Below are 14,158 nucleotides of genomic sequence, written 5' to 3' on the forward strand. Positions count from 1 at the left end.
GCAGCGCCTTTGCTGACCGGGCCGCTGAAAGTTGGCAAATGCAGTACGGGGGATATATGACCTGGTTTATTGACCGGCGTCTTAACGGCAAAAACAAGAGCACGGTGAATCGCCAGCGCTTCTTGCGCCGTTATAAATCGCAAATTAAACAGTCGATCTCCGAGGCCATCAACAAACGCTCGGTGACCGACGTCGACAGCGGTGAATCCGTCTCCATCCCCAACGATGACATCAGCGAACCGATGTTTCATCAGGGGCGTGGCGGCCTTCGCCATCGCGTGCACCCAGGAAATGACCACTTCGTCCAGAATGACAGAATCGAGCGGCCACAAGGCGGAGGCGGCGGTTCTGGCAGCGGTCAGGGACAGGCCAGCCAGGACGGTGAAGGCCAGGATGAGTTCGTCTTCCAGATATCTAAAGACGAGTATCTCGACCTGCTGTTCGAAGATCTGGCCCTGCCGAATCTGAAAAAGAATCAGCATCGCCAGCTCAATGAATACAAAACCCACCGCGCGGGCTATACCGCAAACGGCGTGCCCGCCAACATCAGCGTCGTGCGTTCGCTGCAAAACTCGCTGGCGCGACGTACGGCGATGACGGCGGGTAAACGGCGCGAACTGCGCGAGCTGGAAACCAGCCTGAAGGTGGTGGAAAACACGGAACCGGCGCAGCTGCTGGAAGAGGAGCGCCTGCGTAAAGAGATTGCCGAACTGCGGGCGAAGATCGACCGGGTACCGTTTATCGACACCTTCGACCTGCGCTACAAGAACTACGAAAAACGTCCGGAGCCGTCCAGCCAGGCGGTGATGTTCTGTCTGATGGACGTATCAGGCTCGATGGATCAGGCGACGAAGGATATGGCTAAGCGTTTTTATATTCTGCTCTATCTGTTCCTGAGCAGAACCTATAAGAACGTGGAGGTGGTCTACATTCGCCATCATACTCAGGCAAAAGAGGTGGATGAACATGAGTTCTTCTACTCGCAGGAGACCGGTGGCACCATCGTGTCGAGCGCCCTGAAGCTGATGGATGAGGTGGTGAAGGAGCGCTACGATCCGGCGCAGTGGAACATCTATGCCGCGCAGGCATCGGATGGTGATAACTGGGCGGATGACTCGCCGCTGTGTCATGAAATTCTGGCGAAGAAGATCCTGCCGGTGGTGCGTTACTACAGCTACATTGAAATTACCCGTCGCGCCCACCAGACGCTGTGGCGTGAATATGAGCATCTGCAAGCGATGTTCGATAACTTCGCGATGCAGCACATTCGTGACCAGGATGACATCTATCCGGTCTTCCGGGAACTGTTCCAGAAACAATCGTCCACCAGCAATGCATGACCCAACAGCCAGCGCTCCCGCTGGCTGTTTTCTTTCAGCCCTCTCCGTCCCGTGCTAAGGTAACAAGCTGCGTATTGACAAATCACAGGTGAAATCATGATGTCTGGTGACGTGACTGGGACGACGACCCATCAGCAGCTTATCAGCTTATTAACCGAGCAGGGTGCGCGTTTTCGCGTGATGGAGCATGAGGCCGTTGGAAAATGCGAAGCGGTCAGTGAAATTCGCGGGACCGATATCCGACAGGGTGCAAAAGCGCTGGTCTGCAAGGTAAAAGGCAACGGCGTAAAGAAACATATTCTGGCTATCCTCGCCGCCGATCGGCAGGCCGATCTGAGCCTGCTTGCCCGCCATTTCGGTGGGCTTAAGGCCTCTCTCGCCAGTCCGGCGGAGGTGGACGCCCTTACCGGCTGCGTTTTCGGCGCCATTCCCCCGTTCAGCTTTCATCCGGATTTGACGCTGGTCGCCGATCCGCTGCTGTTTGAGCGTTTCGACGAGATCGCCTTTAACGCTGGCCTGCTGGAAAAGTCGGTGATTATGGATACCCAGGACTATCTGCGCATCGCCCGTCCTGAGCTTGTGACCTTCCGGAAACAATAAATACAGAGGCTGGCTAACGGTCAGCCGTTTTCCAGCAGCAGCACGGACGCGATCAGAATAATCGCGATGATAAAAAACGAAGAGGAGATAACCAGCGTTTCGACAAACATAGGATCGTTCATGATGCCCTCAGCGTTGCCCCGATCACCCCTTTTTTACCCCCGCCAAATGACAGCGACATGACAGCGATGCATAAATAAAACGACTATTTTGCCGCTGAAACGATTCTGAGCGAAATATGGTCCGCTGCGTAAAGTCACTCATTATATGATTTATTTGTTACCGGTATCACGAAAAGAAATTAACGTAACCCCGATGCCAGATCTCGTAATTGTTAACCTTTTCATCATGGTTAACTCTGTTAACGGAGCACCTCATAAATAAACCTTACACTGGCAAGGTGAATACAATGACCGAAATAATTACCCGTAAAGAAAAAATCAGTTATGGGTTAGGCGATATGGCGAGCCATATTGGGCTGGATAACGTCATTATTTTTCTGACGTTTTACTATACGGATGTGGTGGGTCTGCCTGCGGCATTCGTGGGCACTATGTTTCTTCTGGCAAGAACCGCCGATGCCATAATAGACCCGGCGATGGGCTATATCGCCGACAGGACGCGCACACGCTGGGGCAAATTCCGCCCGTGGATGCTGTGGCTGGCGCTGCCCTTTGGGGCCAGCTGTCTGCTGACCTACGCCGTACCGGAGTCGCTCGATCTGCATGGTAAAATGATTTTCGCTACCGTCAGCTATACCCTGATGATGCTGATGTATACCGCGATTAATATCCCCTATTGCTCTATGGGCGCGGTAATTACCCCTGACAACGATGCGCGAATTTCCCTCCAGTCTTATCGCTTTTTCCTGGCCACGCTGGGCGGCGCGCTGTCGACATTCTTTATGATGCCGCTGGCAGAGTTTTTAGGCGGCGACGATAAATTGCTGGGCTACCGCTGGGCGATGGCCATTATGGCGACCGTCGCGGTCGTCATGTTCTGGATCTGCTTCGCCAATACGCGCGAGCGTATTAAGGCTCCCGCCACCCACAATAATTATCTTGCGGAACTGCGGGATTTATTACGAAACGACCAATGGCGTGTTGTCGCCGTACTGGTAATAACCAACATTGGTTTTGGCGTTATTCGCCTTGGCGCAATGATGTATTTCGTCACGTATTATCTCGGTAGCGCGAGCTATTTTATGTGGATGCTCGGCGCGCATATTCTCGGAAAAGCCGCAGGCAGCGCGCTGGCTAAACGTCTGACGCAGAACGTAAGTAAAGTGCAGATGTTTGGCTACTGTTCCGTGCTGGCGGGAGTACTCAGTATCGCCCTGTTCTTTGCGCCTAAGTCGGTGCTGATTCTGGTACCTATGACGTTCATCGTCTCCACCCTTTACCAGGCCACCACCACGCTGATGTGGGTGATGATGGCAGACGTCGCCGACTATGGCGAATGGAAACAGGGCAAACGCATGGACGGCGTGATCTTCTCCACCTTCCTCGCCGTACTCAAGCTGGGGATGGCAATCAGCGGCGCGATTGTTGGCTGGACGCTGGGCTTAAGCGGCTATGTGGCCAATGCCCCGGAACAGACCACCACGGCGATGTACTGCATCATTGCCCTCTTCACCCTCGTGCCTGGCGTCTTGTCGCTCTGCGCGTTTGCCACGCTGCGCTGGTACAAGCTCGACGACAGCACCATGCAGTCTATCCATCTCGCCAAACACCCCGTTTAGAAGGACGCGTTATCCATGAGTGAGCTGATTCAACATTCCAACAGTATCGAGTGGCGTTTTGAACGTCAGATCCTGCGTATTGAACCCTGGGGGGAAAACAGCCTGCGCGTCAGGGCCACCTGTTCCCCGACGTTCGATGAAGCCTTGCAGGCGCTGTTACCCGCTGCACCTTGCGAAGCTGAAATCGTCGCCGAAGCGGAAAGCCTGACGCTGCGCAACGGCAATATCACCGCGAGGCTGAACCTTAAAGGTCAGCTGGCCTTTTACAATCAGCGCGGTGAGCTGCTGCTGGAGGAGATGTGGCGCCAGCGTTCTACGGTCGGTATCGGTGCCAGCGAGAAGAGTCAGGATAAATACGTCAGCGCCCTGAAGCTGGATGGTCGCGAATTTAAGCCGCTGATGGGCGGCAAATATCAGCTCACTGTCCGGTTTGAATCGCGTCCGGAAGAACGCATCTATGGTATGGGTCAGTATCAACAGCCGTGGCTGGATCTGAAAGGCTGCACGCTGGAACTGGCGCAGCGCAACTCTCAGGCAAGCGTCCCCTTTATGCAGTCCAGCCTTGGCTATGGCCTGCTGTGGAACAATCCTGCGATTGGCGAAGCCAGCTTTGCTAAAAACCAGACGGAATGGCGCGCCCGGGTCACAGGTGAAATGGACTACTTGATCACTGCCGCTGACACGGTGGCGGAGATCACCCGCCAGTATGTGAAAGCCACCGGTATGCCCCCGGCAGCCCCGGCGTTTATCAGCGGGCTGTGGCAGTGTAAATTGCGATACCGCACCCAGCAGGAGGTGCTGGAGGTCGCGCGGGAGTATCGCCGCCGTAACCTGCCGCTGTCGGTCATGGTCATCGACTTTTTCCACTGGCCGAATCAGGGCACTTGGTGCTTCGATCCCGTGGACTGGCCCGATCCTAAAGCAATGGTCGATGAGCTGCGCGAAATGGGTATTGCGCTGATGGTGTCGGTGTGGCCAACGGTAGAGGCGCGCAGCGCCCTCTACCCGCAGATGAAAGCCAAAGGCTGGCTTGTCAGCAGCGAACGCGGCGTGCAGGTCAACCTCGATTTTATGGGCAATACGACGTTCTTTGACGCCACGCATCCCGAGGCACGCGAGTTTGTCTGGGATACGGTGAAGCGAAATTACTACGACATGGGCATCAAATTGTTCTGGCTCGACGAAGCGGAACCGGAGTACCGCGCCTATGATTTTGATAACTATCGCTACCACGCCGGTCCGGTGCTGGAAGTGGGCAACCGCTACCCGCGCGATTTTGCGCAGGGCTTTTACGATGGGCTACAGGCAAACGGTGAAACTGAGATAGTTAACCTGGTACGCTGCGCCTGGGCTGGCAGCCAGCGCTATGGCGTGCTGGCGTGGTCGGGTGATGTCCACTCCTCGTTCCATGCTTTTCGCAATCAGCTCGCCGCCGGACTGAATATGGGGCTGGCGGGGATCCCGTGGTGGACTACCGATATCGGCGGCTTCCAGGGAGGGAACGTCAACGACCCGGCGTTCCACGAATTGCTGATCCGCTGGTTCCAGTGGGCGGTGTTTACGCCGGTTCTGCGCATGCACGGCTATCGCGAGCCGCAGATCCAGCCCCCGGAGCGCTATCGGGACGGTATTCCTCAATGTAACAGCGGTTCGCCTAATGAGCTGTGGAGTTACGGAGAAGAGAATTACGCCATCATGCAGCACTGGCTTACCGTGCGCGAAACCCTGCGCCCGTATATTGACGCGCTGTACCAGCAGGCGCATCTGCACGGAGACCCGCTAATGCGTCCGCTGTTCTGGCACTATCCGCAGGATAAGCAGAGCTGGGCGTGTGAAGATCAGTATCTGTTTGGCGAAGATCTTCTCGTGGCGCCGGTTATGCAGGCCGGCCAGCGTGAGCGCGATGTCTGGTTACCGAATGGCAATAGCTGGGTCGCCCTTAACGGCGAACGCTACCCCGGCGGGGAGCATATCCGGGTGCCCGCGACGCTGGAAACCATCCCGGTGTTTATCCGCGACGGGAGTCCGCTTATCCCTCAACTGGTGAACTGACTTCAGGCAAGCGCCCAAAAATAGACAATTTTTTCACTAAAGCCTGCCTGCCGTCGCGTTTGCGCGTAAAGTAAGCAGGCTTACTATTTTTGGCAAGGATCCCGTCATGCTCGACCCTACTCTGCTTATACTTCTGGCCCTGGCTGCTTTGGGTTTTATCAGCCACAACACCACCGTCGCGATTTCCATTCTGGTACTGATCATCGTTCGCGTTACGCCGCTAAACACCTTCTTCCCGTGGATTGAAAAACAGGGGCTAACCATCGGGATCATTATTTTGACCATCGGCGTGATGGCACCGATTGCCAGCGGAACGCTGCCGGCCTCAACGCTGCTGCACTCCTTTGTGAACTGGAAATCGCTGGTGGCGATTGCGGTGGGCGTTTTTGTCTCCTGGCTTGGCGGACGCGGCGTGACGCTGATGAGCAGCCAGCCCTCACTGGTGGCCGGCCTGCTGGTGGGCACCGTGCTGGGCGTGGCGCTGTTTCGTGGCGTGCCGGTTGGCCCGCTAATTGCTGCCGGGCTGGTTTCGCTGTTTATCGGGAAGTCGTAGTCAGGCTGGCGATATAGCGGGCGGGCGTCTGCCCCAGCCCTTTCTTAAACATGGTGATAAAGGCGGTGGTGGAGTCATACCCCAGCGCCTGCGCCGCCTGCTGTACTGACTTCCCGCCGATCAAGAACTGCAACGCGACAATCAGCTGGAGCTGGTGACGCCAGCGGCGAAAGCTTAACCCGGTCTCTTTCACCACCAGCCGCGCCAGATTGCGCTCGCTCATGGCAAAGTGGCTGGCCCACTGGGCCAGCGTCTGCCAGGCGGCAGGCTCATTTGCCATGGTCTCACTCATCAGGCGAATTTTCGGATGCGGGGAAACCGGCAGTTGGAGATGCTCCTGCGGTTGCAGGGGCAGTTCGTCAAACAGGACGTCAACCAGTCGGCCAGTCGCGGGAAGCGGCAGTTCTTCCCGCGACCTGTCCGCGAGCGCCAGCACCAGTTCCCGCACCAGGGGCGATATTTTCAGCGTACAGGTACGCGCCGGCAGGTCGAGCGCACCGGGTTCAATAAACAGCAGGCAGAGCTGCGCGCCGGGCGTCGCCCTGTTACTGTGCGGCGTTTGCCCCGGGATCCACACCGCATACTGGGGCGGCACCATCAGCATCGCGTTTTCCACTTCGCAGGTTATCGCCCCACCCAGCGCCATAATCAGCTGCCCTTTGCGGTGTTGATGAAGCGGAATAAATTGTTCTTGTGCCACCACACGGATGCGAAAGGCCACCGCCGCATCGTTCTGGCTGTCGGGATCGTAGCCGTCGAGCCCCAGTCCGTACATAAAGTTGTCCGATATTAGCGATAAACTGTCATTTTAGCCTGATTTCAACCACGACTTAAATCGGTATTGTATGCGCTCGCCTGAACGTAAGAGACAATAATGACTACTGCTATTCAACCTTCCGGGAAACAGGGTGCGCTGCTGATTGCAGGTATCCTGATGATTGCCACGACGCTGCGCGTCACGTTTACCGGCGTCGCCCCCCTGCTCGATACCATTCGTCAGGACTATGGCTTAAGCACGGCGCAAACCGGTCTGCTCACGACGCTGCCGCTGCTGGCCTTCGCGTTAATCTCTCCCCTTGCCGCAGGCGTCGCCCGGCGGTTGGGCATGGAGCGCAGCCTTTTTATCGCGCTGCTGCTGATATGCATCGGGATTGGCATACGTTCGCTGCCGTCGGCGTCGCTGCTGTTTATCGGTACGGCGGTCGTTGGCTGCGGGATTGCGCTGGGCAATGTCCTGTTACCCGGACTAATCAAACGCGATTTTCCGGGCCAGGTCGCAAAACTCACGGGGGCGTATTCGCTGACGATGGGGGCCGCCGCTGCCGCAGGATCGGCGCTGATCGTCCCGCTGTCTCTGGGGAATGCCGGCTGGCACGGGGCGCTGCTGATGCTGATGTTCTTCCCGCTGGTGGCGCTGCTGCTGTGGTTACCGCAATGGCGCCAGAAGCCGGTCGCAACCCTGACGGGAGCGGGCGCGCTGCACAACCGGGCCATCTGGCGCTCCGCCCTTGCCTGGCAGGTGACGCTTTTTCTGGGCATCAACTCACTGATTTACTACGTCATAATCGGCTGGTTGCCCGCAATTCTGATCAGCCACGGCTACAGCGAAACGCAGGCGGGCTCCATGCACGGCCTTCTCCAGCTGGCCACCGCTGTTCCCGGTCTCGCCATTCCGCTTATCCTGCGCCGTCTTCGCGATCAGCGTGGCATTGCCGGGCTTGTCGCCCTGATGTGCGCCGTAAGCGCAGCCGGATTCTGGTTTGCGCCGCAGCTGGCCGTCGTCTGGACGCTGGTGTTTGGCTTTGGATCCGGCGCCACCATGATCCTCGGCCTGACCTTTATCGGGCTGCGCGCCAGTTCGGCCCATCAGGCTGCCGCGCTTTCCGGCATGGCGCAGTCCATTGGCTATCTTCTGGCGGCCTGTGGGCCACCGCTGATGGGGAAAATTCACGATACCGCCGGAGACTGGCGTATTCCGCTGCTCGCCTGCGCGCTGGCTGCGGTGGTGATGGCTCTCTGCGGCATGCTGGCCGGGCGCGATCGGGAAATCACACCCCGCTGACACACAAGGCAGACCTTTCGGTCTGCCTTTTTATCCCTGCGCCGCCCGCAGCATGGCCTGGGCCAGCACCACCGGACGCCCTTGCAGCGCGGCCCGCTCATGCTGGAACAGGGTGATCACAAAGAAGGGATGGGTCACCAGCTCTGCCGCGCGGATCTCGCCCTGTTCGTCCCAGCCCGTCACGCGCATGTCGCCCCGCTCAAGCTGCCGGGCAAACTCAGGCGAGACGCCGTAATTGCAGTGATACCCTTCCTGAATTTCCGGCTTCCCGTACGCTTTGGCAATCAGGGTGTTGTTCCGCAGTTCGATCGCGTCGGTTTGTTCCACCAGCGAGCAGGCCAGCGGCGCAATCACCATCCTCCCTTCGGTATCGGTTTCGGCATGGCCTGCATCGTGCCAGCCCAGCACGTTGCGGGCATATTCAATCAGCGCATGCTGGAACCCGCCGCAGGTGCCAAGAAAGGGGATGCTGTTTTCGCGCGCGTAACGCGCCGCAATAAACGCCGCCTCGGTGTTTTTATATGGGCTTGCCGGAACCAGCCAGATGGCATCGTAACCGACCAGGTCTTCGGGACTGGTGAGCTCAGGCGTGGCGAGCCAGTCATAATCCGCGGTGAGATCCAGAACCGCAGCGGCGTCGTCAATCGCCAGCGGGATCGCCTGGTGCGCAATAACATCGGGATTGTAATCACCAACCAGCGCAATGCGCAGCGTCGTTTTAACCGGGGAGAGTTCCATGAGAGATTCCTTATGCCGGAGGATTTTCAGATAACATAAGGAACCTCAGACTACCGATCTTTTGCAATTATCACAATACCTTAAATTGGGTGGATAAAAGCCTGGTGCTATAGTGTTCTTGCTGAACGTCACACAACAGTAGGGAGGAAAACGGATGATTCAATGCAAACGCGTGTATGAAGAGGCAACGTCAGACGATGGTTACCGGGTGCTGGTAGACAGACTCTGGCCACGAGGAATAAAAAAGAGCGATCTTGCCTACGATGAGTGGTGCAAATCGCTAACGCCGTCGAGCGAACTGCGTAAAGCCTTCCACGGTGAAGCGATCGATTTCACCGCGTTCAGTGAAGCCTATCGAAAAGAGCTGGCGCAGCATCAGGATGAAGGCAAACGCCTTGCGGCCCTCGCCCGACAGCAGACCGTGACGCTACTCTATGGTGCGAAAAATACGGAGCAGAATCACGCGCGGGTGCTGGCGGACTGGCTGCGGAGATTTTGATTAGCCGATCGCCAGCTCATCAACGATGCGTGGCATCTCGTCCGGCGTCAGCGGCATCAGATGTTCCGGGCGAACAAACGCAAAACCGTGCTGGTTATCAAACGCGTAGACATCACCGGTGACCAGCCACAGCGGGCGCGCTGACGTGGCGGGTAACTGCGTCATGACGCCGTTGACCGGGTTCACAAAACGCTGGCCTGGCTGACAGAGCCCAAACAGCTCAACGGATTTACCAATATTTCGACGGCCTGCCGTCGTACGCGCACCCACGATCATCGCCATGCTGCCCGGTTTTAACTGAAACATACTTCTTCTCGCAAACGTGCTGCCAGAAACTGGCTAAGAATAATCCTAAAGAGAAGTGTATCGCAGTTTTATTGCCGTTGTCATCTGGTCGGTTGCGGATGATCGCGGCGGTAGAGATCCCATTCATCGATCGTTTCTCCGCCTGGCAGTTTGCACTCGGTACGTACGCCCTGAGGGCTTTGAACAGGGATTTGCTCTCCCCCTTTCTCCAGACAGTACACTGACGCCGGGTTTGCCATACCAATAGCGTGCGGCGGCTCAGGCGCATCGGGAGGGGGTGTCTTTGATGAACATGCGGCCAACGGAAGTACCAGTGCCAGGAAAAGATATTTCATTTTCACGATCCTTCAGGGTGTTGAAAACGTCAGAGTAACGGGTCATCGCCGTTTTCTCCATGATTTCTCCATTAAACCTGCACGATTCGTCCCTATAGTGGGGTCTGTTCTCACTCTGATCAGAGAACATCATTCCGTAATCAAGATGTTTTGCCCCGGCCTTCGCGTCGGGGCTTTTTTTTAGCGCGCCCGCCCTGGTTTCCAGAAGAATATATAAAATTTCCCCTATTCATGTTTAACTATGACCGGAGTCTATAATTTCAGCATAACATGCAGATACAGAGGCCTTCTGCATGGGAGTCAACCTGCTTTATGTCAGATATCATTCTTGCCCGTGTTTCAGAAACCCTCGCCACCGAGCAATCTCTCGACAGTCTGGTGCGTCAGCTACTGGAAATGCTGGAAATTGTGACCGATATGGAATCAACCTACCTGACCAAAATCGATATCAACGCGCGTTTACAGCACATTTTATATGCCCGTAACAGTAAGCAAATGCAGATCCCGGAAGGGTTCAGCGTGCCCTGGGACGAAACGCTGTGTAAGCGCGCCATGGATAGCGACACGTTGTTCAGTAACGAGGTGCCTGGACGCTGGCCAGAATGTGAGGCTGCAAAAGCGCTGGGGATTACGACCTATATGAGCGTGCCGGTTCACCTTGCTGACGGTACCTTGTACGGCACGCTATGTGCGGCAAGCACCGCACAGAAACAGTTCAGCGAGCGTGGCGAGCAGGTGATCAGACTCTTTGCCGGGCTAATTGGTCAGTACATTCAGAAAGAGTCGCTGGTGCTTCAGCTTCGCGAAGCTAACGCCGCGCTCATTGCCTACTCATACACCGACGCCCTTACCGGCCTGCCAAACCGTCGCGCAATTTTTGAAAATCTCACCACCCTGTTCTCACTGGCGCGCCATCTTAACCGCAACGTCATGATTGCCTTTATTGACCTTGATGACTTCAAGCGAATCAATGACCAGTACGGTCATGAAGCGGGCGATCGGTTCCTCATTCAGGTCGGCAATCGGCTTACGCACGAGCAAACGCAGGACGAAATTATCGGCCGGCTCGGCGGCGATGAATTTCTGGTTGCCAGCCTGAGTGACAGCAATGATGGCGACGCCAGCTCAGAGGTCAACGCAATCAAAACCCGCCTCAACGGTCGTATCGCGGGCGAATATAGGTTAGGAAATGTCACTATTCTCTATCCCGGTGCAAGCTATGGCGTCGTTATTGTGGATCCTCACAGCACGGATGAAGATAGCGCCCTGCGCACCGCAGACCTCGCGATGTATCAGGATAAAAAGGGAAAAAGCAAAACAGGCTTTGTCGCGTTAGATTAAAACCGTACACTCTACGGCCTTATACAAACTCAAACAGGTGATGGCATGAGAATAGGGATCCTCTTTCCGGTTGTTATTTTTATCACGGCGGTGGTGTTTTTAGGCTGGTTTTTCCTTGGCGGATACGCCGCGCCGGGGGCATAAGTGAGAAAAACGACCCTCATCATGCTGATTGTGGCCATCGTAGCCGTAGCCGGTACCCAGCTGGGCTGGTGGTAACCCAAAGTAAAAAGGCCGCCATCAGGCAGCCTTTTTTAACACAGTTCAGATTTAGCTTTTGATTTTTCTGTAGATAAACAGAACAACCAGCGCGCCAATCACCGCGACGACAAAGCTGCCGAAGTTGAAGCCATCAACTCTGCCAAAGCCGAACAGGGTACTGATCCAGCCACCAACGACTGCACCCACAATCCCCAGAATGATCGTGACGATGAAACCGCCGCCATCTTTGCCCGGCATAATCCACTTCGCCAGGATACCCGCAATCAGCCCAAAGATAATCCAGGATAAAATTCCCATAGCTTTCCTCTCCGTATGGTTTTTGTCATTAAATCAACGACACAGAAAAGGATAGCACAGGATTTGAGAAAGGAAATTTGTGATAAGAATCACACGGTTCGTTTGAGTAAAATCTGAACAGTAAAAATTTGCCGTTCCACATGAATCGTGGGGTTGCATCTTTTATTGAGAAAGATTATCTTTCTCAATGCTGAATAGTTGAGCAAATCACTCAGGTATTCAGTACGACATTGCTCACATTGCTTCCAGTATTTCTTGCCCACTTTTTAGTGGGCTTTTTTTTGCCTGAACCCACCAAAATCTGGCGTTTTTTCACAGGTGGCGAAACGCTATTCTCTGTGGCTACTGAACAGCAAAGAATTGATTACATGAACGTATCGAGCAAATTTGTCATCTGCCTGAATCTTGTTTCTGCCAGTACGCTACTGTTACTGCTCTCCACACGGTTTGAGTGGTTCTGAATGGAATGTAGCCTGCACGGCGATACCGTGCTGGCTCTTCTCTCCTGCTTGTAGCTTTTATGACCTGTGTTAAGATCCCTGCACCTCAGGACGTGGCGGGACAGCAGGAATATGAAGAAGGCCATTAGCGTTGCTATCATCTCAACCTTTCTGGTCGTCCTGTCGCTGTATGCTGTTAACGCCATCATTGTTGAGCAGCAAAAGGAACGGCAGAGGGAGATCGCCCACACGCTGTTACGCTATTCCGAAGACTTGACGCAAATTATCGCCAGCACGCTTAAAACGACTTCCGTGAAGGGATGCGATAGCGCGAGTCTGAACGACTACCGTAAATTAAAGATGCAGAGTCTCTATTTCGCCGATGTGGGGTTTATTGAAAATGGGAAAATCACCTGCACCGCATTTTGGGGCAAGCTGGCAAATCCCATCGCCCTTCCCTCTGAGCTTCATGACACTCTGAACGGATTTAGCCTGGCGCAATTTTCACAGAAAGATTTTTTTGTGGGCAATGCGACAATTTATAACCATCTTATTATCTTCACGTCACGTTCAGCCTACGATAAATTTTCCCCCGTAACCGCCAATTATTCTCTTCGTTCTTCCACGAAAGATTTCGACCGGACCTTTTTCACCGTTACGTCTCCTACAGATAACCTTAGCCGCTTGTCGTCTCTGCTATTCACGCAGACCGTGACGCAGTGCAGCACCCGCTGGGATTTGTGCGTGACCGTCACCCATCACAATGCCGGACTGGCATCGCTGTCCCGCGTAGTGATGGTGCTCCTGTGTCTGTTTTTATACTTTATCTGGGTATCGCTGACGCTGTTTTCTCTGCGACTTTATGAAGACCGGCTATCTCTGGAGCGAACGCTGGTCAAGGCGGTGAAAGCGAATACTATCAGCGTACACTTTCAGCCCGTTATTCGGGTTGCTGATAAGAAAATCGTTGGGGTTGAAGTGTTATCGAGATGGCAGGATAACAACCACAAAGAGGTTTCTCCCGAGCTGTTTATCCCGTTGATTAAAAAAATTGGGCTGTATAACGTTTATTACCGGAACATGATTAAAAAATCCCTGTCGGAAATTGCCGCGCTGGCCACTGAACATCAGCTCATGATTTCACTGAACGTTGGGCGAACGGAAATTGAAGACGGCAAATTCCTGGCGGTATTACGCCATGAATGCCTACAGCACGCGCTTCCCTTATCGTTAATAAAGGTCGAATTATCCGAGAATGGCGTATCCACCTCGGCCATCCTTGAAGAGTTTTGTGAGGAGCTTAAATCGGCAGGCGTCAAAATTTCCATAGACGATTTTGGCGTGCAAAATTCTAATCTGGCCAGGCTGTCAAACCTCAAGTATGACGAAATCAAAGTGGATAAGTCTTTAGTGGATGGCATTAACGAGCATTATAAACAGGATATTCTGGCGATCTTTTGCGACGCGCTCGCTAAGCTGCACAAAACCCTCGTGTTTGAGGGCGTCGAAAGCGAAACGCAATATCAGTTCATCGCCCAGAGATATCCTGATGCCCTCGTGCAAGGCTGGTACTTTTCAAAATCGTTAACCCGGCGCGACCTGGCCAGCCTGCTGGCAGACTCAACGCGATGA

The 14,158-nt window shown here is 54.8% G+C and carries 18 protein-coding genes; 11 read left to right on the top strand and 7 right to left on the bottom strand.

Going from position 1 to position 14,158, the window contains the following annotated elements:
• Positions 1-56: 56 nt before the first annotated feature.
• The gene (locus tag A3466_RS00955) at positions 57-1,340 is read left to right on the top strand and encodes a YeaH/YhbH family protein (protein WP_063449020.1); all 1,284 of its coding nucleotides are present in this window, start codon (positions 57-59) and stop codon (positions 1,338-1,340) included.
• 99 nt (positions 1,341-1,439) lie between these two features.
• Positions 1,440-1,940, top strand: coding sequence for a YbaK/prolyl-tRNA synthetase associated domain-containing protein (locus A3466_RS00960; protein WP_063449454.1), 501 nt, complete (start codon positions 1,440-1,442; stop codon positions 1,938-1,940).
• Between the two features lie 20 nt (positions 1,941-1,960).
• On the opposite strand, the gene yoaI is transcribed toward A3466_RS00960, so the two are convergent.
• Positions 1,961-2,062 carry a small membrane protein YoaI gene (yoaI, locus tag A3466_RS23600; protein ID WP_226842027.1) on the bottom strand — a complete coding sequence of 34 codons (102 nt, stop codon included), beginning with the start codon at positions 2,060-2,062 and terminating at the stop codon, positions 1,961-1,963.
• Between the two features lie 287 nt (positions 2,063-2,349).
• Between yoaI and A3466_RS00965 the strand changes: the two genes are divergently transcribed.
• The 3 genes from A3466_RS00965 to A3466_RS00975 all read left to right on the top strand — a co-directional run bounded on the left by A3466_RS00965 (position 2,350) and on the right by A3466_RS00975 (position 6,286).
• Positions 2,350-3,681 carry a glycoside-pentoside-hexuronide (GPH):cation symporter gene (locus tag A3466_RS00965; RefSeq protein ID WP_063449021.1) on the top strand — a complete coding sequence of 444 codons (1,332 nt, stop codon included), beginning with the start codon at positions 2,350-2,352 and terminating at the stop codon, positions 3,679-3,681.
• Between the two features lie 15 nt (positions 3,682-3,696).
• The gene (locus A3466_RS00970) at positions 3,697-5,733 is read left to right on the top strand and encodes a glycoside hydrolase family 31 protein (RefSeq protein WP_063449022.1); all 2,037 of its coding nucleotides are present in this window, start codon (positions 3,697-3,699) and stop codon (positions 5,731-5,733) included.
• A gap of 106 nt (positions 5,734-5,839) precedes the next feature.
• Positions 5,840-6,286, top strand: a complete 447-nt coding sequence (locus A3466_RS00975; protein ID WP_063449023.1) for a DUF441 domain-containing protein — start codon at positions 5,840-5,842, stop codon at positions 6,284-6,286.
• On the opposite strand, the gene A3466_RS00980 is transcribed toward A3466_RS00975, so the two are convergent.
• The gene (locus A3466_RS00980) at positions 6,270-7,061 is read right to left on the bottom strand and encodes an AraC family transcriptional regulator (protein WP_063449024.1); all 792 of its coding nucleotides are present in this window, start codon (positions 7,059-7,061) and stop codon (positions 6,270-6,272) included. The two genes, A3466_RS00975 and A3466_RS00980, sit on opposite strands and share 17 nt — an antisense overlap.
• A gap of 99 nt (positions 7,062-7,160) precedes the next feature.
• Between A3466_RS00980 and A3466_RS00985 the strand changes: the two genes are divergently transcribed.
• Complete coding sequence (locus tag A3466_RS00985) at positions 7,161-8,348, top strand: CynX/NimT family MFS transporter (RefSeq protein ID WP_063449025.1); 1,188 nt, start codon at positions 7,161-7,163, stop codon at positions 8,346-8,348.
• A 30-nt stretch (positions 8,349-8,378) separates the two neighbouring features.
• Here the strand turns inward: A3466_RS00985 and A3466_RS00990 are convergent, their stop codons facing one another.
• Positions 8,379-9,086 (bottom strand): CTP synthase C-terminal region-related (seleno)protein, encoded by a 708-nt coding sequence (locus tag A3466_RS00990; RefSeq protein ID WP_063449026.1) that lies wholly within the window; start codon positions 9,084-9,086, stop codon positions 8,379-8,381.
• 154 nt (positions 9,087-9,240) lie between these two features.
• Here A3466_RS00990 and A3466_RS00995 point away from each other — a divergent pair, with 154 nt between their 5' ends.
• Entirely contained in the window at positions 9,241-9,585 is a 345-nt protein-coding gene (locus tag A3466_RS00995; protein ID WP_063449027.1) for a DUF488 domain-containing protein, read from the top strand.
• On the opposite strand, the gene A3466_RS01000 is transcribed toward A3466_RS00995, so the two are convergent.
• The 3 genes from A3466_RS01000 to A3466_RS23605 all read right to left on the bottom strand — a co-directional run bounded on the left by A3466_RS01000 (position 9,586) and on the right by A3466_RS23605 (position 10,287).
• The gene (locus tag A3466_RS01000; RefSeq protein ID WP_063449028.1) at positions 9,586-9,891 is read right to left on the bottom strand and encodes a hypothetical protein; all 306 of its coding nucleotides are present in this window, start codon (positions 9,889-9,891) and stop codon (positions 9,586-9,588) included.
• Between the two features lie 80 nt (positions 9,892-9,971).
• Complete coding sequence (locus tag A3466_RS22730; RefSeq protein ID WP_245167725.1) at positions 9,972-10,193, bottom strand: putative hemolysin; 222 nt, start codon at positions 10,191-10,193, stop codon at positions 9,972-9,974.
• A complete protein-coding gene (locus A3466_RS23605) occupies positions 10,150-10,287 on the bottom strand; it encodes a hypothetical protein (RefSeq protein ID WP_245167727.1) in 138 nt (45 codons plus the stop codon). Before A3466_RS23605 ends, A3466_RS22730 begins: the two co-directional genes overlap by 44 nt.
• A gap of 251 nt (positions 10,288-10,538) precedes the next feature.
• Between A3466_RS23605 and A3466_RS01005 the strand changes: the two genes are divergently transcribed.
• Positions 10,539-11,567, top strand: coding sequence for a sensor domain-containing diguanylate cyclase (locus A3466_RS01005; protein ID WP_063449029.1), 1,029 nt, complete (start codon positions 10,539-10,541; stop codon positions 11,565-11,567).
• 45 nt (positions 11,568-11,612) lie between these two features.
• Positions 11,613-11,711 (top strand): YoaK family small membrane protein, encoded by a 99-nt coding sequence (locus A3466_RS22970; RefSeq protein ID WP_015570793.1) that lies wholly within the window; start codon positions 11,613-11,615, stop codon positions 11,709-11,711.
• 126 nt (positions 11,712-11,837) lie between these two features.
• Here the strand turns inward: A3466_RS22970 and A3466_RS01010 are convergent, their stop codons facing one another.
• Positions 11,838-12,086: a GlsB/YeaQ/YmgE family stress response membrane protein gene (locus tag A3466_RS01010; protein WP_003857896.1), complete on the bottom strand. Its 249-nt coding sequence runs from the start codon at positions 12,084-12,086 to the stop codon at positions 11,838-11,840.
• 368 nt (positions 12,087-12,454) lie between these two features.
• Between A3466_RS01010 and yncL the strand changes: the two genes are divergently transcribed.
• Together yncL and A3466_RS01015 are read left to right on the top strand one after the other, a co-directional pair.
• Positions 12,455-12,547: a stress response membrane protein YncL gene (gene yncL / locus A3466_RS21900; protein WP_071524166.1), complete on the top strand. Its 93-nt coding sequence runs from the start codon at positions 12,455-12,457 to the stop codon at positions 12,545-12,547.
• Positions 12,548-12,658: 111 nt separating this feature from the next.
• A complete protein-coding gene (locus A3466_RS01015; protein WP_063449030.1) occupies positions 12,659-14,158 on the top strand; it encodes an EAL domain-containing protein in 1,500 nt (499 codons plus the stop codon).

Origin of the sequence: Enterobacter genomosp. S, from assembly GCF_001631805.1 — a bacterium.
GTDB classification, from domain to species: domain Bacteria; phylum Pseudomonadota; class Gammaproteobacteria; order Enterobacterales; family Enterobacteriaceae; genus Enterobacter; species Enterobacter quasihormaechei.

Coding starts and splice junctions, on each gene's coding strand:
- A3466_RS22970 (WP_015570793.1), top strand. CDS start 11,613: ATGAGAATAGGGATCCTCTTTCCGGTTGTTATTTTTATCACGGCGGTG.
- A3466_RS00995 (WP_063449027.1), top strand. CDS start 9,241: ATGATTCAATGCAAACGCGTGTATGAAGAGGCAACGTCAGACGATGGT.
- A3466_RS23605 (WP_245167727.1), bottom strand. CDS start 10,287: ATGGAGAAAACGGCGATGACCCGTTACTCTGACGTTTTCAACACCCTG.
- A3466_RS01010 (WP_003857896.1), bottom strand. CDS start 12,086: ATGGGAATTTTATCCTGGATTATCTTTGGGCTGATTGCGGGTATCCTG.
- A3466_RS00955 (WP_063449020.1), top strand. CDS start 57: ATGACCTGGTTTATTGACCGGCGTCTTAACGGCAAAAACAAGAGCACG.
- A3466_RS01015 (WP_063449030.1), top strand. CDS start 12,659: ATGAAGAAGGCCATTAGCGTTGCTATCATCTCAACCTTTCTGGTCGTC.
- yncL (WP_071524166.1), top strand. CDS start 12,455: ATGAACGTATCGAGCAAATTTGTCATCTGCCTGAATCTTGTTTCTGCC.
- A3466_RS00975 (WP_063449023.1), top strand. CDS start 5,840: ATGCTCGACCCTACTCTGCTTATACTTCTGGCCCTGGCTGCTTTGGGT.
- A3466_RS01000 (WP_063449028.1), bottom strand. CDS start 9,891: ATGTTTCAGTTAAAACCGGGCAGCATGGCGATGATCGTGGGTGCGCGT.
- yoaI (WP_226842027.1), bottom strand. CDS start 2,062: ATGAACGATCCTATGTTTGTCGAAACGCTGGTTATCTCCTCTTCGTTT.
- A3466_RS01005 (WP_063449029.1), top strand. CDS start 10,539: ATGTCAGATATCATTCTTGCCCGTGTTTCAGAAACCCTCGCCACCGAG.
- A3466_RS00970 (WP_063449022.1), top strand. CDS start 3,697: ATGAGTGAGCTGATTCAACATTCCAACAGTATCGAGTGGCGTTTTGAA.
- A3466_RS00980 (WP_063449024.1), bottom strand. CDS start 7,061: ATGTACGGACTGGGGCTCGACGGCTACGATCCCGACAGCCAGAACGAT.
- A3466_RS00985 (WP_063449025.1), top strand. CDS start 7,161: ATGACTACTGCTATTCAACCTTCCGGGAAACAGGGTGCGCTGCTGATT.
- A3466_RS00990 (WP_063449026.1), bottom strand. CDS start 9,086: ATGGAACTCTCCCCGGTTAAAACGACGCTGCGCATTGCGCTGGTTGGT.
- A3466_RS00960 (WP_063449454.1), top strand. CDS start 1,440: ATGTCTGGTGACGTGACTGGGACGACGACCCATCAGCAGCTTATCAGC.
- A3466_RS00965 (WP_063449021.1), top strand. CDS start 2,350: ATGACCGAAATAATTACCCGTAAAGAAAAAATCAGTTATGGGTTAGGC.